This window comes from Dactylosporangium sp. CA-233914 (assembly GCF_050942935.1).
GTDB lineage: Bacteria > Actinomycetota > Actinomycetes > Mycobacteriales > Micromonosporaceae > Dactylosporangium.
Genome location: NZ_CP192030.1, coordinates 6,813,374 through 6,834,436, shown reverse-complemented (window position 1 = coordinate 6,834,436; position 21,063 = coordinate 6,813,374). Strand labels below are relative to the sequence as shown.

Below are 21,063 nucleotides of genomic sequence, written 5' to 3'. Positions count from 1 at the left end.
ACGGCGAAGCCGGTGCCGGGCCGGCTTCGCCTACCGGCGGCCGGGTTCCGGCGGGGCGGCGGCCGGCGGGTTCGAGGCCGGCAGCATGAACTCGTGAGCGCCGCGCAGGCGGGTCCGCAGCGTCGCGGCGGCCCGGGTGATGTCGAGGCGGACGTCGCCGGGCCGGCCCTCGGTCGTCGCGGCGCGCAGCCGGGCCGGGTCGAGACCGTCCCGCTGCGCCACGAGCAGGCCGAGCTCGTAGCGGCTCACGGCGTCGGCGCCCGCCACGTTGAGCACGCCCGCGTAGCCGTCCTCGGCCAGCTCGAGCAGCGCGTCGGCCAGGTCGTCGACGTGGACCGGCTTGCGGATCTCGTTGGTGAACAGGACGCCGTCGGCCCGGCCGGACGCCAGATCGTGGGTCAGCAGTTCGTGGGCGCCGTTGCCGTCACCCAGGATGAGTGACGTGCGGACGATCGCCGCCCCCGCGGCGATCGCGCGGACCGCGGTCTCGGCAGCCGCCTTCGCCGCGCCGTACGGGTAGATCGGGTCCGGGGTGTCACGCTCCGTGTACTCGCGGCCCGCCCGGCCGGAGAAGACGGCGTCCGTGGACACGTGCACCAGGCGGACCGCCGGCCCGCACGCCGCGGCCACGTTCGCCGCGCCGTCCGCGGTCGACGGCCAGTCGTTGCGGTCCCGTCCCGCCGCGGTGTGGATGACCGCGTCGGGGCTTGCAGCGACGATGGCGTCACGGACCGCGTCCCGGTCGCGTATGTCGAGCCGTATCCACTCGGCCTCGCCACCGGTCCCGTCCGCCTGGCCACCGATCGGGTCCGCCGGGGCGGCGGCGCCGAGCCGGGTGCCCGGCCGCGCCGTTGGGCGGGGACTCACGTGCGTCGCGTGGACGGTGTGGCCGGCGGCGAGCGCCCGGGCGACCAACCGGTGGCCCAGCGAACCGGTTCCGCCGGTGATCAGCATTCGCGCCATGAACATCAGTAGTACCGCAGAGCTACCCGGGGATCGCTCCGTGGCGTGACGTGGCGGGCCGTGCCCCGCTCGTACGGTCCGCGTCATGACAACCGAACGTGACCGGGCCGTCGACGCCCTGCGCGCCATCGCGATTCTCGGTGTGGTGCTCGGGCACTGGCTGGTGACCGCCGTCGTCGTGGACGGGGACACGGTGCGGGTGGCGAGCCCGCTGCGGGCGGTGCCGTGGCTGTCACCGGCGTCGTGGCTGTTCCAGACGCTGGCGTTGTTCTTCTTCGTCGGTGGCCTGCTCGCCATCCGTAGCCATCCGCTCGCCATCCATAGCCGTCTGGTCGCCGACCGTCGCCCTCACGGCGGCACCCGAACCCATCTGGTTCAACGCCGCGACTGCGCAGGAAGGACGGGCGCCGGAGCCGGGGACGCCGGGGCGGCGGCCGGCGGCGCGGCGGGCTACCGGCGCTGGTTGGCGGGGCGGCTCGAACGGCTGTTCCGGCCGGTGCTCGTGCTGGTGGCCGTCTGGAGCGCGCTGGTCATCGCGGCGGCACTGTGGCAGTACGTGAGCCCGGCATCACCCGGCGTCGAGAACGGAGCGGTCGATCGGTTCTTCGCCGCGATCCGGTCGTACCCGGTGCTGAAGCTGGTGGCGTCACCGCTGTGGTTCCTGCTCGTGTTCGCAGCGCTGACCATGGCGCGGCCCCTCGCCGGGCGGCTGCATCCCCTGTGGCCGCTCGCCGTGGTCGCCTTCGTCGATCTCGGCCGGTTCGGGCTGGACGCGCCCGCGTGGATCGGGTGGGTGAACCTCGCCGCCGGGTGGCTGGTGCCGTTCTGTCTCGGGGCGGCCTGGTCGCGCGGGCAGTTGCGGTCCCAGGTGAGCGGATGGGTACTGCTCGTGGGCGGCGTCGGGGCGACGGTCGTGCTGACTCGCTGGTTCGGGTACCCGGTGTCGATGGTCGGCGTGCCCGGGCAGGGCATCTCGAACCTGAACCCGCCCACGCTGGCGGCCGTCACGTTCGGTATCGCGCAGTGCGGCGCGGCGTTGCTGCTGATGCCGGTGCTGCGGCGGGTGATGCGGCAGCGCCGATTGTGGCGGGCGGTGACGGTGGTGAACCTCTCCGCGATGACGATCTTCCTGTGGCATCAGACGTCGCTGCTCGCGGTGACACTGCTGACGCCGGGGCCGCTGGCCGGGCTGCACACCGCGCCGCAGGGCTCCTCGTGGGTGCTGGTGCGGCTGTTGTGGCTGCCGGTGTTCGCGGCCGTGCTGGTCGGGTGCTGGCTGACGTTCCATCGTTTCGAGCACCGGCGGGGTGACTCGGTGTCGTCGCGCGGTGTGATGCAGGCGCCGGCAGCGGCCGACGACGACCGGGCACTGGCCGCACCGGGGACACGCTGAGGCCGCCCCGGGATTGCGCCCGCACGGCAGAGGTCCCGGGGCGGGTTACGCGCTCACGGCACGCGACCGGCGGCAGTACCGGTTCGTGTACCACGCGCCGGACGAGTTCCGCCGGCTCGGCGCGGAGGCGCCACCGTCACCCTCCGCTATCTACCCGGTGACCCTGGCGGATTCCGGCCGACAGGCCGTTCGCGCCGAACACGGCCGACTTCTTCGCTCGACCCGGCCCGCGGAGCGGCGGACGGCGGTGCGGGTCAGACGGGGCGTGCGGCGGACGCGTACGGGGCCAGGGTGAACCACGCCGGCAGCGTGCGGCGCACGTGTTCCGGGCCGCGCACCCGCAGTGCGCCGTCGCGCAGGCCGTGCTGCCAGGTCACGTCGCCGCGCCAGATCTCCGTCAGGCGGCGCAGGGTGCTCTCCACCGTCACGGTCACCGGGAAGCCGGGGTCGGCGTCGCACACGTCGGCCTCGCGGGCGGCGATCACCAGCCACCAGTGCCGGGCCGCGCCGCGGACGTCGGTGAACTCGAACTGCACGACCGAGCGGCCCGGCGGCACCGCGTCGTGGTCGACCCGGCGGTGCATGTCCCACAGCAGCAGCTTCGGGTCCAGGTCGGCGTCGCCGATCTCGCCGATCCAGCGTGCGCCCCACACCGCGATCGCCTCCACGATCGGGCCGAGCTCGTGGCCGGCGTCGGTGAGCACGTACCGGCCGTCGTCGTTGCGGATCAGGCCCGCCACGCTCAGGTGCTGCAGGCGCTTGGACAGCAGTGCCGGCGACATCCGCGGCAGGCCGCGCCGCAGGTCGTTGAAGCGGTCGCTGCCCGCCATCATTTCGCGCAGGATCAGCATCGTCCAGCGCTCGTCGAGCAGTTCCATCGCCTTGGCGACGGGGCAGAATTGGTAGTAACCGGTGCCCATGCCCGGCAGCGTAGGACCCGGTCGCGGCGCGCTCAGTACAGATTCTGTACTGGAGGGTGCCGAATTCGGTCACTTAGCGTGCAACCATGACCTCACCGTTGAAGGAAAAGCACAGGGCTGTCTGGGCCTCCGGGAATTACGCGGCGGTCGCGGCCGAGATCATTCCGAGCCTCGGGCCGGTGCTGGTACAGGCGTGCGGCATCGGGCCCGGGCAGCGGGTCCTGGACGTCGCCGCCGGCACCGGCAACGTCGCCATCCCCGCCGCACTCGCCGGTGCCGACGTCACCGCGAGCGATCTCACGCCGCTGCTGCTCGAGACCGGCGAGCGGCTCGCCGGCGAGCAGGGAGCGAAGCTGGCGTGGATCGAGGCCGACGCTGAGGCGTTACCGTTCGGCGACGCGGAGTACGACTGCGTGGTCTCCTGCGTCGGCGTCATGTTCGCGCCGTTCCATCAGGCCGCCGCCGACGAGCTGGTGCGGGTGTGCCGGCCCGGCGGGACGATCGGGCTGATCAGCTGGACCCCGGCCGGGTTCGTCGGGCAGCTGTTCGCCGCGATGAAGCCGTTCGCGGCCCCGCCGCCGGCCGGTGCGCAGCCGGCGCCGCTGTGGGGCGACGAGGCCCACGTCCAGGCGCTGCTCGGCGACCGTGCCGAGAAGGTGACGACAGAACTACGGACGGTGCGCATCGAGCGGTTCGCCGAGCCGGACGCGTTCCGTGAGTACTTCAAGACCAACTACGGGCCGACGCTCGCCGTCTACCGGTCGCTGGCCGACGACCCGGCCCGCACTGCCGAACTCGACGCGGCGCTCGACGCGCTGGCCGCGCGGTTCCGGGCCGGCGACGGCTCCATGCAGTGGGAGTATCTGCTGCTGACCGCGGTGCGCTCTGGTGAGCCGACCCAGCGGTAGTTACTCTTCAGTAGGTGAGCACTGAGGCTTTCATTTTCGATGCCATCCGCACACCGCGCGGCCGGGGCAAGCAGAACGGCTCGCTGCATGGCGTCAAACCCATCTCGCTGGTCGTCGGGCTGATCGACGAGCTGCGCCGACGCAACCCCGGCCTCGATCCCGCCCGGATCGATGACGTGGTGCTCGGCGTGGTCTCGCCGATCGGCGACCAGGGGTCCGACATCGCCCGCATCGCGGCCATCGCGGCGGGGCTCGGCGAGACCACGGCCGGGGTACAGCTGAACCGGTTCTGCGCCTCCGGGCTGGAAGCGGTGAACATCGCCGCGCAGAAGATCCGGGCGGGCTGGGAGGACGTCGTCCTCGCCGGCGGTGTCGAGTCCATGTCACGTGTGGCGATGGGCTCCGACGGCGGCGCGTGGGCGATGGACCCCGAGACGAACCTGGCGACCGCGTTCGTGCCGCAGGGCATCGGCGCGGACCTCATCGCGACCATGGACGGATACACCCGCGAGGACGTCGACGCCTACGCTCTGGAGTCGCAGACTCGCGCTGCGAAGGCGTGGGCCGGCGGATACTTCGCACGCTCGGTCGTACCCGTGCGTGACCGCAACGGACTCGTCGTGCTCGACCGTGACGAGCACATCCGCGCCTCCGCGATGGAGGGCTTGGGTGCGCTGCCGGCGTCGTTCGCCACGATCGGCGAGATCGGCGGGTTCGACGCCGTGGCCCTGCAGCGATACCACTGGATCGAGCGGATCGACCACGTGCACACCGCCGGCAACTCCTCCGGCATCGTCGACGGCGCGTCGCTGGTCCTCGTCGGCAGCGAAGCCGCAGGTCAGGAGCACGGCCTCACGCCCCGTGCCCGGATCGTCGCGGCGGCGGTCAGCGGTGCCGACCCCCTCATCATGCTCACCGGACCGGCCCCGGCCAGCCGCAAGGCCCTCGCCAAGGCCGGGCTGAGCGTCGACGACATCGCCCTGGTCGAGATGAACGAGGCGTTCGCCGCCGTCGTGCTGCACTTCGCCGCGGACATGGGTTTCGACCTGGACCAGGTCAACGTCAACGGCGGCGCCATCGCCATGGGTCACCCGCTGGGTGCGACGGGTGGCATGCTGCTCGGCACGCTCGTGGACGAGCTGGAGCGACGCGGCGAGCGTTACGGGCTGGCCACGATGTGTGTCGGCGGCGGCATGGGCATCGCGACGATCGTCGAGCGACTGTGAACCGGGGGAGCAACGTGGACATCATCCGTTACGTGCGCGGCGAGGACGGCGTCGTGCTGCTCACCATGGACGACCCGGCCCGCTCCGCCAACACCATGAACGCCGCGTTCACCGACGCGTTCGCCGCCACGGTCGACCGGTTGCACGCCGAACAGGCCGGCATCGCCGGCGTCATCCTGACCTCGGCGAAGAAGACCTGGTTCGCCGGCGGCGACCTGGAACTGCTCGGCAGTATCGGCCCGGACCAGGCCGCCGAGGTCATGGCGTCGACGACGCGCGTGAAGGACCTGCTGCGCCGGCTGGAGACGCTGGGCCGGCCGGTCGTCGCGGCGATCAACGGCTCCGCACTCGGCGGCGGCCTGGAGCTGGCCCTGGCCTGCCACCACCGTATCGTCGCCGACGACGCCCGCATCGAGATCGGGTTCCCCGAGGTGACGCTGGGCCTGCTGCCCGGCGCCGGCGGCGTGGTCCGCACGGTGCGGATGCTCGGCATCACCGAAGCGCTCACGCAGGTACTGCTGAAGGGGCAGCGGCACCGACCCGCCAAGGCGCTGCAGGTCGGGCTGGTCCACTCGATCGCGCCCGCCGGTGAGCTCATCGACCGGGCGCGGGAGTGGATCGCCGCGAACCCGGACGCGGTGCAGCCGTGGGACGTCGCGGGGTTCAAGATCCCGGGCGGCACGCCGAGTAACCCCAAGTTCGCGGCGAACCTGCCCGCGTTCCCGGCCACGCTGCGTAAAGAACTCAAAGGCGCCCCGTATCCGGCGCCGCGGAACATCCTCTGCGCCGCCGTCGAGGGGGCCCAGGTCGACCTGGCGAACGCGTTCGTCATCGAGGGCCGGTACTTCGTCGAACTCGCCACCGGCCAGATCGCCAAGAACATGATCAAGGCGTTCTTCTTCGACCTGCAGGCCGCGAACTCCCGCGGCGCCTCGAACGTGACGTTCAAGAAGGTCGCCGTCCTCGGCGCCGGCATGATGGGCGCCGCGATCGCCTACGTGTGCGCCAAGGCCGGCCTCGACGTGGTGCTCAAGGACGTCACGCTGCAGGCCGCGCGGCAGGGGAAGTCGTACGCCGAGAGCCGCCGCCACGACCAGGCGCTCCTGGACCGCATCACCCCGACCGCCGAGGTCGCCGACCTCGCCGGCGCCGACCTGGTCATCGAGGCCGTATTCGAGGACCCGGGCCTGAAGCACAAGGTGTTCGCCGAGGTCGAGAACGTGGTGGCACCCGACGCGCTGCTGTGCTCTAATACCTCCACGCTGCCCATCTCGATGCTCGCCGACGGTGTGCGCCGCCGCGGCGACTTCATCGGCCTGCACTTCTTCTCACCGGTCGACAAGATGCCGCTCGTCGAGGTCATCCGCGGCGCCGAGACCTCGGACGCCACCCTGGACAAGGCCTTGGCGGTCGTACGGCTGCTGAAGAAGACGCCCATCGTCGTCAACGACAGCCGCGGGTTCTTCACCAGCCGCGTCATCGGCACGTTCACGATGGAGGGCCTGCGCATGCTCGCCGAGGGCGTGCCCGCCCCGTCGATCGAGCAGGCCAGCCTGCAGGCCGGCTACCCCGCGCCGGTCCTGCAGCTGATGGACGAGCTCACCCTCACCCTGCCCCAGAAGATCCGCAACGCGACCGCGGCCGCGATGACCGCCGCCGGCGGCACCTGGGCCCCGAGCCCCGCCGACGAGCTCATCGACCGCATGGTGGACGACTTCGGCCGCCCGGGCCGCTCCGGCGGCGCCGGCTTCTACGAGTACGCCGACGGCAAGCGCACCGGCCTGTGGCCCGGGCTGCGGGAACACTTCGCGCAGCCGTCCGCTGACGTTCCGTTCGAGGACATGCAGGAGCGGATGCTGTTCGCCGAGGCGATCGAGTCCGTGAAGTGCCTCGACGAGGGGGTGCTGACCTCGGTCGCGGATGCCAACGTCGGCTCGATCCTGGGCATCGGGTTCCCGGGGTGGACGGGCGGCGTGCTGCAGTACATCAATCAGTACGACGGCGGGCTGCGAGGCTTCATCGCCCGGGCCGAACAGCTGGCCGAGCGGTACGGGGAGCGGTTCACCCCGCCGCCGCTGCTGCTGGCCAAGGCCGCCGAGGGCTCAACCTTCCAGTAACGCCTACCTGCGATCCGGGGCGTCCGCGGTGGGTTCGCGGACGCCCCGGATCGGTTGCGCGCCCGGTCAGCCGGCCAGGGTGCGGATCGCCCGCTCGAGGCTTTGCTGGTCGAGCGGGTCACCGGTGACCACGGCCTGGAGCATCGCGCCGTCGAGGAGCGCGCTGATCGCCCTGGCCGGCTCGTCGCCGGCGATGGGCGCGAGCAGGTCGTGGATGCCGTCCAGCCAGGCCCGGGCGAGCGGGCGCAGCGCGGGAACGCGGGCGGCGGCGAGGTAGAGCTCGTACTCCAGCAGCGCCTTGGGCTGGTCCGCGAGGTACTCCGCGACCAGCCGGCTCAGCACTTCCGGCATGTCCTGCCCCCGGCCGGCTCCCTCGTCGACGGCTGCCCGCCACTGCGCGGTTTCGGCCGCGATGTCGGCGCTGACCAGCGCGAGCCCGGCGGCGATCAGGTCGCCGAGGGTCGGGAAGTAGTACGTCGTCGCGCCCAGCGGGACACCGGCGCGGGCCGCGACCATCCGGTGGGTGGTGCGGCCGACCCCGACCTCGGCGACGGTCTCGACAACGGCCTGCGCCAGGGCGCGCTTGCGTCCCTCGGGATCGCGCCGGGGGCTCATCGCTCACCCGCGGTCGCCACTGCGTCACTGCCGCGCTGCCGCCGGCGCTCGGCAGGGCCGGGGTCCCGGCGCCCCACCGGCTGCCTTCCGGCCGCCGATGAGGGCGGCGCTGTGTGCACGCCCGCCGTCTCGCCGTGCGGGCGGGTCAATGCGCCCCGCCCAGGTTGAGGACCACGACGCCGGCGATCACCAGGCCGACCCCGGCGACCTTGAGCAGGCTGAGGGGCTCGCCGAGGAACACGGCACCGATCGCGACGATGGCGGCGGTTCCGAGGCCCGACCACATCGCGTACGCGACGCCGACCGGAACCTGCTTCACCGCCTGGGCCATGAACAGGAACGCGAGGGTGTACGCGACCAGCACGCCCGTCGTCGGCCAGAGCTTCGTGAACCCCTCGGTGGCCTTCAGCAGGCTTGTGCCGACCACCTCGACCGCGATGGCCAGCGCCAGGAACATGTACGCCACGAGACCCCTCCCCAAAGTCGCCGAACTTGTACGATCGTACAAGTTCGGCTGGCACATCGACTAGGCGGCACGATGCGGCAATTACCGATTACTGAAATTGCGGTTATCGGTAATTCAGTAACTCGGCTCCGGTCACACTGCGTGACAGGCGTCCGCCGGCGGGCCGGCGACGAGGATGGCGTCCGGGCGGGGGTCGCCGATAGGCTTCGGCCACGTGACACTGGGACAAGGGAAGCATCGCAGACGCCATCGCCGAGCCGATGCCGGGATCTCACCGCGACGACCCACGTGACCCGCACGTTCCTCGGCCCCGACGACGTCCGCGAACTGGTCGGCGACGTGTTCGGGACCGATCGCCGGGTCACGGCCATGGACCGGCTCAGCGGCGGGACGAAGAAGGGCGTCTACCGGCTCCGGCTCGACGACGGCACCGCCTCGATCCTGTACGTCTGGGCGTCCGGGGAGAACTACTGGCCCCCGTCCGTGAACGTCCCCGACGATCCGTTCACGGACGCCAACGACGCCGAGCTGTTCGCCGTCAACCATGCGGCGCTGGTTGCGGTGGGCGTGCCGGTGCCGCGGTTGCTGTTCATCGACCGTGCCCCGAGCACCGCACAGCCCCGCCGGCCCCTCGCCGCGCTCCACCCGAGACCGGGTAGGAACGACCGGATGGACACCGCCGGGGGCAGGTATCTGAACGGCGACGTCGCGCTCGTCGAGGACGTCGGCTCGGTGCGGCTCGAGGAACTGCTGAACCGTGCCGATCGGCCGGAGCGGTCCGATGCGGACGGTGCGCAGGCGGCAACGCTGGCGGCGCTGGGCGAAGCGCTCCGGCGGATGCACACGACGTACGGACCCAAGTACGGGCGGTTGGCCGACCTCGCGCGCGGGACCGCGTCGCAGGCACGGGCGACCGAGGACGTCATCGTCGCGCGGGCGCTCGGGCACCTCGACGCGGCGGCGGGCCGCGACCCGCGGGTCGCGGCGGCGCGGAACCGGATTGCCGATCACGTCCACCGGCTGCGCGAGGCCGTGCGGCCGCGGCAGCAGTACGCGCTGGTCCACGGCGAGCTCGGGCCGGACCACGTGTTCGTCAGATCCGCCGGGCGGCCGGTGCTGATCGACATCGAGGGTCTCACGTACTTCGACGTGGAGTGGGAACACGCCTGGCTGCGGATGCGCTTCGGGGACTGCTATCCGGCGCTGCGGCCTGTAAACCTGGACCCGGATCGGCTGCGGCTGTACCGGTTCGCGCAGATCCTGTCGCTCATCGAGGGACCGCTACGGATTGCTGATACCGACTTTCCGCATCGTCAGTGGATGCTCGACCTCGCCGAGCACAACATCGGGCTCGCGCTCGCGGCCACCGAGCGTTGACCACGGCGTCGAAGAGAGCGAGCTGGTCGCAACCGGCGGCGGGCGCTCCTCGCTCGCGGTGACCGTCAGTGGGCCGGCCCCGCCGTACGCCACGGCCGGGGACGTCACCGGTTCACTGTCGTGGAGGTCGCCAGGCTCACCGTTGTGGAGGTCCGGCCGGCCCGATCCTGATCACGAGCGAGCCGGCCCGCGTGCGGTCAGGATGCGCCCGGCTTACGCCGCGTCCGGGGCGACCTGGTGGACTTGGTGGACTTGGCCGGCCGGCCGGCGGTCGCGGCCTTGCTCGAGGCGGTCGCCAGAGCCCCGGTCGGGGCCGCACCAGCCTCCGCGTCCGAGTCCGAGTCCGAGTCCGCGGTAGCTTCCGGCTCCCCGTCGGCCCCTGGCTCGGCGCTACTCTTCGGGTTCGCGTCAGTCTCGGGGTTCACGTCGTTCTCCGCTTTCGCCGGCGCGGATGTGCCGGCGGCCGGGGCCGGTCGACCACTGGCGGAACCAGTTTCGGCCGGGGGTTCGCCAGCCGCGGGTCGTTCGGTGCCAGTGGACTCGGTCTCGGCCGGGCTCGACGCCTCGACTGAGGCGGCGTTGTTTGACTGCTGTGGGTCACCGGCGGAACTCAGACCGTCGACCGCGCCCGGCTCGTTGCCTTGCTCGCCGGGCGATGACGCCGCGTCGCCTTCAGGTGACGCGGCGTCGGCGTCCGCTGACGTCGGCTCGGACAGTGACGGCACCTGGTCGTCATCCTCCGGCGACTCCGCGCCGGCGGCCCCGGCGGGAGCGGTCGACGCGCCGGCCAGCAGGGCGCGGCGGCGCCGGCGCGAGCGGATGACCGCCACCACGCCGACGATGATCATCAGGACGCCGAACAGGCCGATGCCGATGACGATCCGCGTCAGGTCCTGCAGCGACAGGCTGTCCAGGAACGAGCGGTCCTTCGCCTTCGGGGCCTGGGCCTGCACCGAAGGCGCGGCCGAAGGTGCGGCCGGGGGCGAATACGGGGTGTACCGCAGGATCGTGCTTGTCTTCGGCTGGTCCGACGTCGTCAGGAACTCGGTGCCGTCCCGGCTGTAGGCGATGCCCTCGCCCTGAGGCTCGTTCGGCAGCGGGGTGATGCGGGCAGTACCCTCCGTGATCGCGGTGACGACATCGCCGTTGGTCACGTCGAACTCGTACGCGTCCGACATCGTGCGCACCACAGCCCGCTTGCCGTCCGGGCTGATCGCGGCGCCCGTGACGACCGCGGTGCCCACGATGCCGTACGGGTTCGCGGTCCCCGTCGCCTGCGGCTTGAACGTCCCCGCGCGGGTCAGCGACGCCGGACTGGCATTGTTGGCCGGCAGCGGCTGGGTGAACGTGTACACCTCGCCGACCGGGTCCTTCGTGATGATCACCGGGTGGCCGTCACCGTCGATGATCAGGGCCTCGGCGTCGCGGGCGCGGCCGTCCGGGTACGCCAGGCGGTGGATCACCGGCGTGTTCGCGCCCGGCGCCAGGCTCCACAGCGCGATCGACGAGCGTCGGTTGCCCGAGCCGCCGGTCAGCGTCGTGTTGTCGCCGACGTCGGCGACCCACAGCGTTCCGTCCTTCGCCACCGCGAGGTCCTCCGGGTCGAAGGCGCTGCTCGGGTACCCCACGCTGCGCGTCAGCCGGCACTCCCGGTCGAGGAAGAAGATCTTCTCCCGAGACCGCTCGACGTTGCTGTCGTTGATGACCGCGTAACCGTCCGCGGTCACGACCAGCCCGGAGACCTCGGTGACCTGGGGATCGCTGATCGTGCACGCCGCAACACCGGGCAGTGACGGTCCGAGGTTTGGGTTCGCGGCGGACGACGAGCTCGGCGTCGGGCTGGGCGCCTTCTGCAACACCGGCGACGTCAGGACCGGCGACCCGAACGCCACGGCCGGCGTTCCGAGCGCCACCACCGCCGGCATTACCACCCACAACACGGACGCCTTCAACGCGCCCCCGACCCGCTGCAGCATGCGCGACAGTGTTGCAGATGCGACTGAGAAATCGTCCGCAGCCCGCCCCGAACCCGATCATGCCCTGTTCGGCCGGCCACCCCTGCCAACGTGGACCGTTGAGTGATCGAACACCTACGAACAGTGGCTTGGTGCGCGACCGGCCGGATGGGCTGCGGGGCTGCCGGAGCGTGAGTCATCCGTGACGCATTCGTCGGAGGCCGGCGCAAGGGCCGGCTCGGCCGCTACGGACGGATCGGGAGATATTGCCGGGGCGAGCGGATCGCGGGACGTGGCCGGGGCAATCGGATCGGGTGTGGAAACCGGTGGCGCCGGGGAAAGCGGTAGGGCTGCGGAAACCGGGCGGAGCAGTAGTGCCGCTCCGGCGATCGACAGGGCCAGCAGTGTCGCCCCGATGGTGAACGCTAGTCGGTACCCGTCCGTGAGGGCGGCCGCCTCGGTGGCGCCGGCGTGCAGGCGGCCGTCGGTGCGGGCCGCGGCCACGGTCGACAGGGCCGCTACGCCGATCGCCATGCCGAGCTGCTGGGTCGTGTTGAACAGGCCTGACGCCAGACCGGCGTCGTCGGGGCGCGCGCCGGACATGCCCAGGCCCGTGAGCGCGGGCAACACCAGGCCCCCGCCGGCGATGAAGAGCATGACCGGCAGGAGATCCGTCGCGTACCGCGCATGCTCGGGCAGCCTTGTCAGCCACCCGAGCGCGCCGGTGAGCAGCACCAGACCGGCGATGAGCACCATGCGCTCGCCGAAGCGCTGGATCAGCCGGGCGGAAACACCGAGCGACACCGCGGCGATGGCGAGGGCGGCGGGGAGCATCGCCAGGCCCGTCCGCAGCGCCGTGTAGTGGAGCACTCGCTGCATGTATAGGGCGATGAGGATCTGGAACGAGAACATCGCGCCGACCATGAGGATCTGCAGGGCATTCGCACCGGCGACCTGGCGGGAGCGCAGCACGCGCAGCGGCATGAGCGGATTCCGGGCCCGGGCCTGGCGCAGGACGAACGCGGCCAGCAGTACGAGTGCGGCACTGACGGTGAGCAGACGGTTACCGCTTGTCTGGACGACGGCGCAGATGCCGAGCATGAGGCCGGCCGTCACCAGGAGTGCGCCGAGCAGATCCGCTCCGGCGCGCAGACCCGGGCCGCGGTCGTCCGGTAGGTACGCCACGGCGAGGGCGAGTGTGGCCGCGCCGATCGGCACGTTGACGAGGAAGATCCAATGCCAGCTCAGGGCGTCGGTGAGCACGCCGCCGAGGACCTGGCCGATCGACGCGCCGGCCGCGCCGGTGAACGAGAAGACGCCGATCGCGCGGGCGCGTTCGCGCTGCCGCGGGAACAGGGTGACCAGGATGCCGAGGCTGACCGCGCTGGCCATGGCGCTGCCGACGCCCTGCAGGAACCGGGCCGCGATCAGCATCGCGGGGCCGGACGCCACCCCGGCGAGCACGGACGCGGCGACGAAGACAGCGGTGCCGGCGAGCAGGACCCGCTTGCGGCCGAGCAGGTCGCCGAGGCGGCCGGCGAGCAGCAGCAGGCTGCCGAACGCGATCAGGTACGCGTTGACCACCCAGGTCAGGCCCTCGGGCGTGAATCCGAGGTCGCGCTGCATGACCGGCATCGCGACCGTGACGATGCTGCCGTCGAGAATGACCATGAGCATGCCGGTCGCGAGTACGGCGAGTGCGAGCCATCGGTTCTGTTCCATGAGCACGACCGTAGCAGATCGTCTGCCACGGAACTATCTCTTACGGTATGAGGATCTGTGGCGTCCTTCCCTGAGCCGACCGCGCCGGCCACCGACCGGGCCGAGGTCTTTCTGCGATACCTGGACTTCTTCCGCGCCACGCTGCTGGAACGCGTCGCCTCGCTGCCGGCGGGGGCACTCGGCCACAGCGCGCTGCCGTCCGGGTGGACACCCCTCGAACTGCTCAAACATCTGCGGTACGTCGAGCTGCGCTGGCTGGAGTGGGGCTTCCTGGGCCGCGATGTCGGCGAGCCGTGGGGCGACCGGCGCGACGACCGCTGGCATGTGGCGCCTGGCGAGACTCTCGACACGCTCAGTGAGCAGCTGCGCAGGCAGGGCGAGATTACCCGTGCCGTGATCACCGGTAACGATCTCGCTACGGTCGGTGCGCACGGGCCGCGATGGGACGGCGCCGACCCGCCGCCCCTCGAACGGGTGCTGTTCCACCTGGTGCAGGAGTACGCCCGGCACGTCGGGCACATCGACATCGTCGCCGAGCTCGCGGGCGGCAGTCGGGGCGAGTGAGGGGGCGGGCCGTGTGAAGCCGCAGACACCCGACGAACCGGTCGGGCCGAAGCCGCCCCGGGCCGCGACCTCGTCGCGGCCCGGGGCCCTTCGACAATCCGCCGCGTGAACAGCCGCGCCGCCGCCGCGACCAGGCCGCTCCCGGTGTAACTCGGCGGGACAAGGGCGTCACCGCCGACAAATCCGCTGCGTCCGGTGAGGTTTGGCGGAACGATCCGCGGCGGCCGGAACTGATGGCAGTCCGCGGCCCCGGCGTAGTCCCCGCGAGGGGTTGGCAGTCCACGGCCCGTCGCAGCCCCGCGCGGGGAAAGCGTCACCGCCGACAAGTCCAACGCGTTCGGTGAAGTTGCGGGATGAAGGTGTCACTGTGCTGGGGCGCGGGGACCTAGGTGTTCGACCGGTGTGCGAATAGGTCGATGCCGAAGGGTCATGAGCACCAAGAATGTCCCTAGCGTGGCGGGACGGTGACGGCTTGTTACTGGCGGGCGCGGCGGACGCCCGAGGCCTCGGCCGGGGTCGCCAGGTGACCCTGGGCCAGGCGGGTCAGGGCGCGGACCAGCACCGCGCGTTCGTCCTGCGGCAATGCGTCCAGCACTGCGGCGTGGACCGAGTCGGCGATCTCCTGGCTGCGGGCCGCCATCTCCGCGCCGGCCGGCGTGACGGCGATGATCCGGGCGCGGCGGTCGGTGCTCGACGGGCGGCGGTGGGCGTAGCCGGCCTTCTCGAGCGCGTCCACGGTCACCACCATCGTGGTCTTGTCCATGCCGCCGATCTCCGCCAGCTGGATCTGGGTGCGCTCCTCGCCCAGCGCGTGCGCGAGCACGCAGTGCATCCGCGGGGTCAGGCCGATCTCGGCGAGCGCCGCCGTCATCCGGGTGCGCAGCACGTGGCTGGTGTGATCCAGCAGGAACGACAGGTCCGGCGTGAGCGTGGCGGCCATGTCACCAGCATAGATACCCCGCGTGCGGTGCCCGTTCCGGTCGATGTCCGCGGCGGCGAGCGGTTCCAGAAAACCGAACGGTTTCAGAAGGCCCAGAAAAACCGGGCGGTTCCAGGAAACGGAGCGGTCCCAGAACGACCAGGAAAACCGAGCGGTTCCAGAAGCGCAGCGGTTCCAGCAGACTCAGGAAACCGAGCGGTTCCAGGAAGCGCAGCGGTTCCGGCAGACCCAGGAACCGAGCGGTTTCAAGAAACGCTGATCAGAACGGCGGGCACTCCGCGACCGTGAGCCACTCCAGCGCCACGGACTGGGCGTGGAAGCGCAGCGACCAGTCGACCTGGCGCAGGCTCATGTGGGCCCAGCACGCGGCCAGCACGGATGGCGGGGCCAGGTCGGTGACCTGGGCGAGCAGGCCCGGCACCAGCGCCGGCGCCTGGCGAGTCGCGTAGAACAACAGCGTGACCAGGTCGAAGGCGCGGGTGCCGCGGCCGGCGCCGTCCCAGTCGACGACGCCGGTGATCTCGCCGGTGGGGGAGACCAGGACGTTGCCGGGGTGGAAGTCGACGTGGACCAGGTCGTCGCCGGGCAGGAGCTCCAGGGGGCAGGCCCGGATCGCGGCGAGCAGCGCGGCCGTGCGCGGCGAGTGGGTTTCGAGGCTGCCGTGGAGGCAGAAGCCGGGGCCGGGCTCGTGCAGGTACAGCTGCAGCGGCGGGACCTCGGTGTGGCGCAGCAGGCCGGCACAGCGCCGGCTGACGGCGGACATCTCGTCCACCAGCGCGGCGTCGAACCGTTCGGGCGGGGCGCCGGGCAGGAGGGTCTGGACGATGACGCGGCCGTCGACGAGTTCGTAGTGCGGCGCGGGAATGCCGGCGGCGCGGGCGATGTCCAACAATGGTGCGGACGCTGGATTGCCCTCGCTCAGCACGCCCCGGCGGCCGTCGGGCCAGCGGACGAAACCGGCGCCGACCTCGCCGCCGCGGCAGGGCCCTTCGTAGGTCAGGCCGAGGCAGGCGGCGTGAAATGCCACATCGATTCGCACGGGGAGCCAGCCGGGGGCTATCGTAGAGCGTTCGGGCAACAAAAAAGACGCCAAAAGGCGCCTAACTGCTGAAATGTTAGCCGACTGGAGACGGATTGTCAAACTCATCCGACGCAGCCGACATCGTCGAGGAGCAGCGGCACCTCGACACGCTCTACGGGCACCTCGACGCGCTGCGTGAGGAGGCCTCGGGGGAGCTGACGAAGGCGCTGCTGCAGACGGGGGGCACGCCGGCGGACCGGTCGCACCGGGACTCGGCCACGGCGCTGTACACCGATCGGATCGCGCAGTACAGCGCGGTGGAGAACGGGCTGTGCTTCGGGCGGCTCGACTTCGCCGACGACGAGAGGCGGTACATCGGGCGCATCGGGATCTTCGACGAGGAGAACGACTACGAACCGCTGCTGATCGACTGGCGGGCCCCGGCCAGCCGGCCGTTCTACCTCGCGACCGCGGCGGCGCCCGACGGGGTACGGCGGCGGCGCCACATCCGCACCAGCCGGCGCACCGTGACCGGCCTCGACGACGAGGTGCTCGACCTCAACGAGGCGCACCACACCGGTCGCGGCGCCCACGACGGCGTCACCGGCGAGGCCGCGCTGCTGTCGGCGCTCAACGCCTCGCGGACCGGGCGGATGCGCGACATCGTCGAGACGATCCAGGCCGAGCAGGACCACGTCATCCGCGCCGACCTGGGCGGCGTGCTGGTGGTGCAGGGCGGGCCAGGGACCGGCAAGACCGCGGTCGCGCTGCACCGGGCCGCGTACCTGCTGTACACGCACCGCCAGATGCTCTCCTCCCGGGTCGTACTGATCGTCGGGCCCAACGCGACGTTCCTGCGGTACATCTCCCAGGTCCTGCCGTCGCTCGCCGAGACCGGCGTGCTGCTGGGCACCATGGGCGACCTGTTCCCCGGCGTCGTCGCCCACCGCGAGGAGCCGGCCGAGATCGCCGCGATCAAGGGCCGCGCGGAGATGGCCGACGTGCTGGCCGCCGCCGTGCGCGACCGGCAGCGGGTGCCCGACGAGCCGCTGACCCTGCATCTGGACCTGCTCGACGGCGACGCGATCATGCTGGAGCCGGCCGTGATCGAGGACGCCCGCGAGCGCGCCCGCCACAGCGGCAAGCTGCACAACCTGGCCCGCCCGGTCTTCGACACCGAGATCATCCACGCGCTGTCGCTGGTCGTGGCGGACACGATCGGCATCGACCCGTACGCCGACGACCCCCTCGGCGGGGACGACGCCCCCGGCGACGCGCAGCTGCTGGACGAGGCCGACCTGGCCGAGATCCGCCGCGAGCTGCGCGGCGAGGCCGAGGTCCTCGGGGCGCTGGACTGGCTGTGGCCGATCCTCACCCCGCAGCAGCTGGTCGCGGGCCTGTTCGCCGCCGACAAACGGCTCGCGGCGGCCGGCGCCGACCCGCGGCTGAAGCGCTCCCCGCGCGAGGGCTGGACCCCGGCCGACGTGCCGCTGCTGGACGAGGCCGCGGAGCTGCTCGGCGAGGACGAGACCGTCCTGGAGATCCTGGCCGAGCGGCGGCGGCGCCAGCAGGTCGCCTACGCCGAAGGGGCGCTGGAGATCGCGTTCGGTTCCCGGTCGATCGACGTCGAGGACGAGGACGACCCCGAGCTGCTCTCCGTCACCGACCTGCTGGAGGCCGACCGGCTCGCCGAGCGGCAGGACGAGGGCGAGGCGCTCAGCCCGGCCGAGCGGGCCGCCGCCGACCGCAAGTGGGCGTTCGGGCACGTGATCGTCGACGAGGCGCAGGAGCTGTCGCCGATGGCGTGGCGGCTGCTCATGCGCCGCTGCCCGGGCCGCTCGATGAGCGTCGTCGGCGACGTCGCCCAGACCGGCGACCTCGGCGGCGCGTCGTCGTGGTCGCAGGCGCTGAGCCCATACGTCGGGGACCGCTGGCGGCTGCGCGAGCTCACCGTCAACTATCGCACCCCCGCCGAGATCATGTCGGTCGCCGCGGGCGTCCTGGCCGGGATCGACCCGGACATCCGGCCGCCGCGGTCGGTCCGGCAGGCCGGGGTCGAGCCGTGGGTGCGCGGCGTGGCGCCGGCGAAACTCGCCGACGCCCTGGCCGAGGCCGTGGAGCAGGAGGCGCAGGCCGCGGGCGAGGGCCGCCTGGGCGTGTTGCTGCCCGGGGGGCTTTTCGAGGATTTGGTACCGCATGTGCGCAAAGCGGCCCCCGACGCCGCGCTCGGCGAGGAGCCGGACCTCACCACGCGGGTCGCCGTGCTGACGGTCAAGCAGGCCAAGGGCCTGGAGTTCGACGTCGTCATCGTGGTGGACCCGGAGCGCATCGTCGAGGAGTCGCCGCGCGGGGCCAACGACCTGTACGTCGCGCTGACCCGGGCGACCCAGCGGCTCGGCATCCTCCACCCCGGCACGCTGCCGGAGTCACTACATGCCGTGGTCGGCATATAAGCTGTCCCGGTGGCGGCTGCAACACCGTTCGACGTCCTGGCGGAGCCGACCCGGCGGCGCATCCTCGATGCGCTGCTGGACGGCCCGCAGCCCGTCGGGGCCCTGACCGACCGGCTCGGCCTGACCCAGCCCGGCACCTCGAAGCACCTGCGGGTGCTGCGGGAGGCCGGGCTGGTCCGCGTCCGCACGGATGCGCAGCGCCGCTACTACGAGCTGCGCCCGGAGCCACTCGCCGAGGTCGACGCGTGGCTGGCGCCCTATCGGCGGCTGTGGAACCGTCATCTGGACCGGCTCGCGGCCGCCCTCGACGAGATGGCGGCCGAAGAAGTTAGCCGGGAGCGTGATGGGTCGGACTCCAGCACGCTCACCGAACCGTCGTGAGCGTAGCAACACCCCGGATGAACCCTCCCGGCGCGGGGTCCACCCGCGCGTTCCAGCCCAGCTCAGCCAGCTTGCCAGCCAGGCCGGCCGGGTCGTGGTACACCTTGACGATCTCGTGCTCGCTGCCGTTTTTGAGCGACCGCCGCGCGATCTCGGGCCGCCCCGGGTCGCGCCGCTCCAGCCGCGCCTCGTGCTCGTCAGTGTCGACGAACACGGCCCGCCCGCCGGGACGCAGCGCCCGCCCGACCTTGCCCCAGAACGCGGCGAACCGGTCCGCGGGCACGTGCGAGAGCCAGAACGCGAAGAACACGACGTCGTACCGCGTGCCGGGCTCCCACGCGAACAGGTCCGCCCGCCGCAGCTCGACCCCGTCCGGGACCCGCCGCCGCGCGATCTCCAGCATCTCCGGCGCACCGTCGAGGGCCGTCCACGACCGGGCCAGCGGCGCGAGCCGCGCGGTCCACTGCCCGGTCCCGCAGGCGAGCTCGAGCACGTCCCCGGCGATCGGCAGCCCGCTGATGCCGGTGAACCCGCGCTGCTCGTACACTTCGTCGTACTCGCCGGCCCGGGCCCGGTAGTACGCCAACTGCCCCGCCAGCACCGCCTCATCCATCACCCGACCGTAGACGGCCTCCCGTCTGGAGGGCGGCGAAGTCGGCGTGAGCTTGGGCGACGGCTTCGGGGTACGCCAGGCGCTCTCGTACCGTGGCGAACGTCTCGAGCCCTTCCGCGTCCGTCGCGGCGACGAGTTGGCCGGCCAGGTCTCGAGCTCCACGGCGGTTGGGATCAGCCCTGAGCCCGTCCATGATCGGCCTGAAGCTGGCTTCGATGCCGCCGCCTGCGCCGTGGGTGAGAAGAAGGCCGATGCGCAATGCGCCAACGGGGAGCGGTGGGAGTTCGGTGCGTTCCCGAGAGAGCGACGAGAGCGAGCCGGCGCTGGCCGTGTGGCCTGCGGGTGGTCAGGCATCCGCCCTGGCCACCACCGGTGCGTGGGCTTCGCTGAGCAGGCGTACGGCCTCGGCGATGCGGCGGTCGGTCGCCGCACGGTAGGGGGTGACGGGGTGCGCCTGGGGGCCGATGACGAGGCCGGTCCGGCCGGTCAGTGCGTGGTCGGTGGCGGCGATGATCGAGGGTCGGGCCGCCGCGGACGCCGGACCGCTGGTGGAGCGTTCGAACTTGCGGCGTACCAGCGGCCACAGCAGCCGCAGGGCAGGAGAGACGATCTTCGGGTCGGTCATGGTGCCGTTGGTCATGTCGGTCGCGGCGCCTCCGGGGTCGGCGGCGAAGACTGACACGCCCGTGCCGTCCAGCCGCCTCGCCAGGTCGAGCGTGTAGGCGAGGTTGGCGAGCTTGGCGCGGCCGTACCAGTGGAACCCGTAGTAGCCGCCGGGCGGCTCGACGGCGTCGAACACCCGCTTGGCGACGCCGACCGCGCCCGAGGTCACGTTCACGATCCTGCTCGGCGCCCCGGCGGTGAGCGTGGGCAGCAGGAGTTCGGTCAGCAGGTACGGCGAGAGGTGGTTGACGACGAACGACGCCTCGACGCCGCCCAGGTCCGTGCGCTCGGCGAACATTGCCCCAACGTTGTTGACCAGCACCGTCAACGGTTCCCCCGCCGCGGCGTGGTCGGCAGCGATGCTGTTGGCCAGCGCGCGGACCTGGTCGAGCGAGGCGAGGTCGGCGGACAGGAACCGGCTGGGGCGCGCCGGTCGCGTCGCGTTGATCCGCTCGACCGCCCTGGCTCCCCGGCCGGCGTCGCGCCCGACCACAGTGACCGTGAACCCTGCCGCGGCCAGCCCCAGCGCAGTCTCCAAGCCGATGCCCCCCGTGCCGGCCGTGACCACAGCTGTCTTCGTCATGAGCCCCTCCACCCAGATAACCGGATAGTTCATCCGCTAGGCGGGACAGTAGCACAATCGGATGAGCTATCCGGTTCGGCGGTGAACGCCTCGGCCGGCACCTCACCTGCTGAGCCGCCTACGCCACCGCCGCCCCTCGCCTGCTCCCCGTGCCGCGCGAGATGCAGCGTGGTGCGGGTCCGC

Annotated in this window: 19 protein-coding genes; 9 read left to right on the top strand and 10 right to left on the bottom strand. The window is 72.0% G+C overall.

What is annotated here, in order from left to right; translation table 11 throughout:
• Nucleotides 1-30 precede the first annotated feature (30 nt).
• Nucleotides 31-963: a sugar nucleotide-binding protein gene (locus ACQPY0_RS30625; protein ID WP_432967985.1), complete on the bottom strand. Its 933-nt coding sequence runs from the start codon at nucleotides 961-963 to the stop codon at nucleotides 31-33.
• A gap of 85 nt (nucleotides 964-1,048) precedes the next feature.
• Here ACQPY0_RS30625 and ACQPY0_RS30620 point away from each other — a divergent pair, with 85 nt between their 5' ends.
• Complete coding sequence (locus ACQPY0_RS30620) at nucleotides 1,049-2,356, top strand: acyltransferase family protein (RefSeq protein ID WP_432967982.1); 1,308 nt, start codon at nucleotides 1,049-1,051, stop codon at nucleotides 2,354-2,356.
• A 254-nt stretch (nucleotides 2,357-2,610) separates the two neighbouring features.
• Here the strand turns inward: ACQPY0_RS30620 and ACQPY0_RS30615 are convergent, their stop codons facing one another.
• A complete protein-coding gene (locus ACQPY0_RS30615) occupies nucleotides 2,611-3,276 on the bottom strand; it encodes a winged helix-turn-helix transcriptional regulator (RefSeq protein WP_432967979.1) in 666 nt (221 codons plus the stop codon).
• Between the two features lie 86 nt (nucleotides 3,277-3,362).
• Here ACQPY0_RS30615 and ACQPY0_RS30610 point away from each other — a divergent pair, with 86 nt between their 5' ends.
• The 3 genes from ACQPY0_RS30610 to ACQPY0_RS30600 all read left to right on the top strand — a co-directional run bounded on the left by ACQPY0_RS30610 (nucleotide 3,363) and on the right by ACQPY0_RS30600 (nucleotide 7,527).
• Entirely contained in the window at nucleotides 3,363-4,184 is an 822-nt protein-coding gene (locus ACQPY0_RS30610) for a class I SAM-dependent methyltransferase (protein WP_432967976.1), read from the top strand.
• Between the two features lie 14 nt (nucleotides 4,185-4,198).
• A complete protein-coding gene (locus ACQPY0_RS30605; protein ID WP_432967973.1) occupies nucleotides 4,199-5,410 on the top strand; it encodes an acetyl-CoA C-acetyltransferase in 1,212 nt (403 codons plus the stop codon).
• A gap of 65 nt (nucleotides 5,411-5,475) precedes the next feature.
• Nucleotides 5,476-7,527: a 3-hydroxyacyl-CoA dehydrogenase NAD-binding domain-containing protein gene (locus tag ACQPY0_RS30600; RefSeq protein WP_432995440.1), complete on the top strand. Its 2,052-nt coding sequence runs from the start codon at nucleotides 5,476-5,478 to the stop codon at nucleotides 7,525-7,527.
• Between the two features lie 66 nt (nucleotides 7,528-7,593).
• On the opposite strand, the gene ACQPY0_RS30595 is transcribed toward ACQPY0_RS30600, so the two are convergent.
• Complete coding sequence (locus ACQPY0_RS30595) at nucleotides 7,594-8,142, bottom strand: TetR/AcrR family transcriptional regulator (RefSeq protein ID WP_432967970.1); 549 nt, start codon at nucleotides 8,140-8,142, stop codon at nucleotides 7,594-7,596.
• Nucleotides 8,143-8,287: 145 nt separating this feature from the next.
• A complete protein-coding gene (locus tag ACQPY0_RS30590) occupies nucleotides 8,288-8,599 on the bottom strand; it encodes a DMT family transporter (RefSeq protein WP_432995439.1) in 312 nt (103 codons plus the stop codon).
• Between the two features lie 297 nt (nucleotides 8,600-8,896).
• Here ACQPY0_RS30590 and ACQPY0_RS30585 point away from each other — a divergent pair, with 297 nt between their 5' ends.
• Nucleotides 8,897-9,985, top strand: a complete 1,089-nt coding sequence (locus tag ACQPY0_RS30585) for an aminoglycoside phosphotransferase (RefSeq protein WP_432967967.1) — start codon at nucleotides 8,897-8,899, stop codon at nucleotides 9,983-9,985.
• Between the two features lie 197 nt (nucleotides 9,986-10,182).
• Here the strand turns inward: ACQPY0_RS30585 and ACQPY0_RS30580 are convergent, their stop codons facing one another.
• Together ACQPY0_RS30580 and ACQPY0_RS30575 are read right to left on the bottom strand one after the other, a co-directional pair.
• On the bottom strand, nucleotides 10,183-11,961 hold the full coding sequence (locus ACQPY0_RS30580) for a hypothetical protein (RefSeq protein WP_432967964.1): 1,779 nt from the start codon (nucleotides 11,959-11,961) through the stop codon (nucleotides 10,183-10,185).
• 114 nt (nucleotides 11,962-12,075) lie between these two features.
• A complete protein-coding gene (locus ACQPY0_RS30575; protein ID WP_432967961.1) occupies nucleotides 12,076-13,662 on the bottom strand; it encodes an MFS transporter in 1,587 nt (528 codons plus the stop codon).
• A 57-nt stretch (nucleotides 13,663-13,719) separates the two neighbouring features.
• Between ACQPY0_RS30575 and ACQPY0_RS30570 the strand changes: the two genes are divergently transcribed.
• Nucleotides 13,720-14,226, top strand: a complete 507-nt coding sequence (locus ACQPY0_RS30570) for a DUF664 domain-containing protein (protein ID WP_432967958.1) — start codon at nucleotides 13,720-13,722, stop codon at nucleotides 14,224-14,226.
• Between the two features lie 475 nt (nucleotides 14,227-14,701).
• On the opposite strand, the gene ACQPY0_RS30565 is transcribed toward ACQPY0_RS30570, so the two are convergent.
• Nucleotides 14,702-15,166 carry a MarR family winged helix-turn-helix transcriptional regulator gene (locus ACQPY0_RS30565; protein ID WP_432967955.1) on the bottom strand — a complete coding sequence of 155 codons (465 nt, stop codon included), beginning with the start codon at nucleotides 15,164-15,166 and terminating at the stop codon, nucleotides 14,702-14,704.
• 43 nt (nucleotides 15,167-15,209) lie between these two features.
• Here ACQPY0_RS30565 and ACQPY0_RS30560 point away from each other — a divergent pair, with 43 nt between their 5' ends.
• Entirely contained in the window at nucleotides 15,210-15,425 is a 216-nt protein-coding gene (locus tag ACQPY0_RS30560; RefSeq protein ID WP_432967952.1) for a hypothetical protein, read from the top strand.
• Here the strand turns inward: ACQPY0_RS30560 and ACQPY0_RS30555 are convergent, their stop codons facing one another.
• On the bottom strand, nucleotides 15,426-16,205 hold the full coding sequence (locus tag ACQPY0_RS30555) for an aminoglycoside phosphotransferase family protein (protein WP_432967949.1): 780 nt from the start codon (nucleotides 16,203-16,205) through the stop codon (nucleotides 15,426-15,428). It abuts the gene before it with no gap.
• A 95-nt stretch (nucleotides 16,206-16,300) separates the two neighbouring features.
• Between ACQPY0_RS30555 and ACQPY0_RS30550 the strand changes: the two genes are divergently transcribed.
• Nucleotides 16,301-18,640: a HelD family protein gene (locus tag ACQPY0_RS30550; protein WP_432967946.1), complete on the top strand. Its 2,340-nt coding sequence runs from the start codon at nucleotides 16,301-16,303 to the stop codon at nucleotides 18,638-18,640.
• A 9-nt stretch (nucleotides 18,641-18,649) separates the two neighbouring features.
• A complete protein-coding gene (locus ACQPY0_RS30545) occupies nucleotides 18,650-19,021 on the top strand; it encodes an ArsR/SmtB family transcription factor (RefSeq protein ID WP_432967943.1) in 372 nt (123 codons plus the stop codon).
• On the opposite strand, the gene ACQPY0_RS30540 is transcribed toward ACQPY0_RS30545, so the two are convergent.
• Nucleotides 19,005-19,634 carry a class I SAM-dependent methyltransferase gene (locus ACQPY0_RS30540; RefSeq protein WP_432967940.1) on the bottom strand — a complete coding sequence of 210 codons (630 nt, stop codon included), beginning with the start codon at nucleotides 19,632-19,634 and terminating at the stop codon, nucleotides 19,005-19,007. The genes ACQPY0_RS30545 and ACQPY0_RS30540 overlap by 17 nt on opposite strands.
• Nucleotides 19,635-19,980: 346 nt before the next feature.
• Complete coding sequence (locus ACQPY0_RS30535) at nucleotides 19,981-20,880, bottom strand: SDR family NAD(P)-dependent oxidoreductase (protein WP_432967937.1); 900 nt, start codon at nucleotides 20,878-20,880, stop codon at nucleotides 19,981-19,983.
• Nucleotides 20,881-21,063 lie beyond the last annotated feature (183 nt).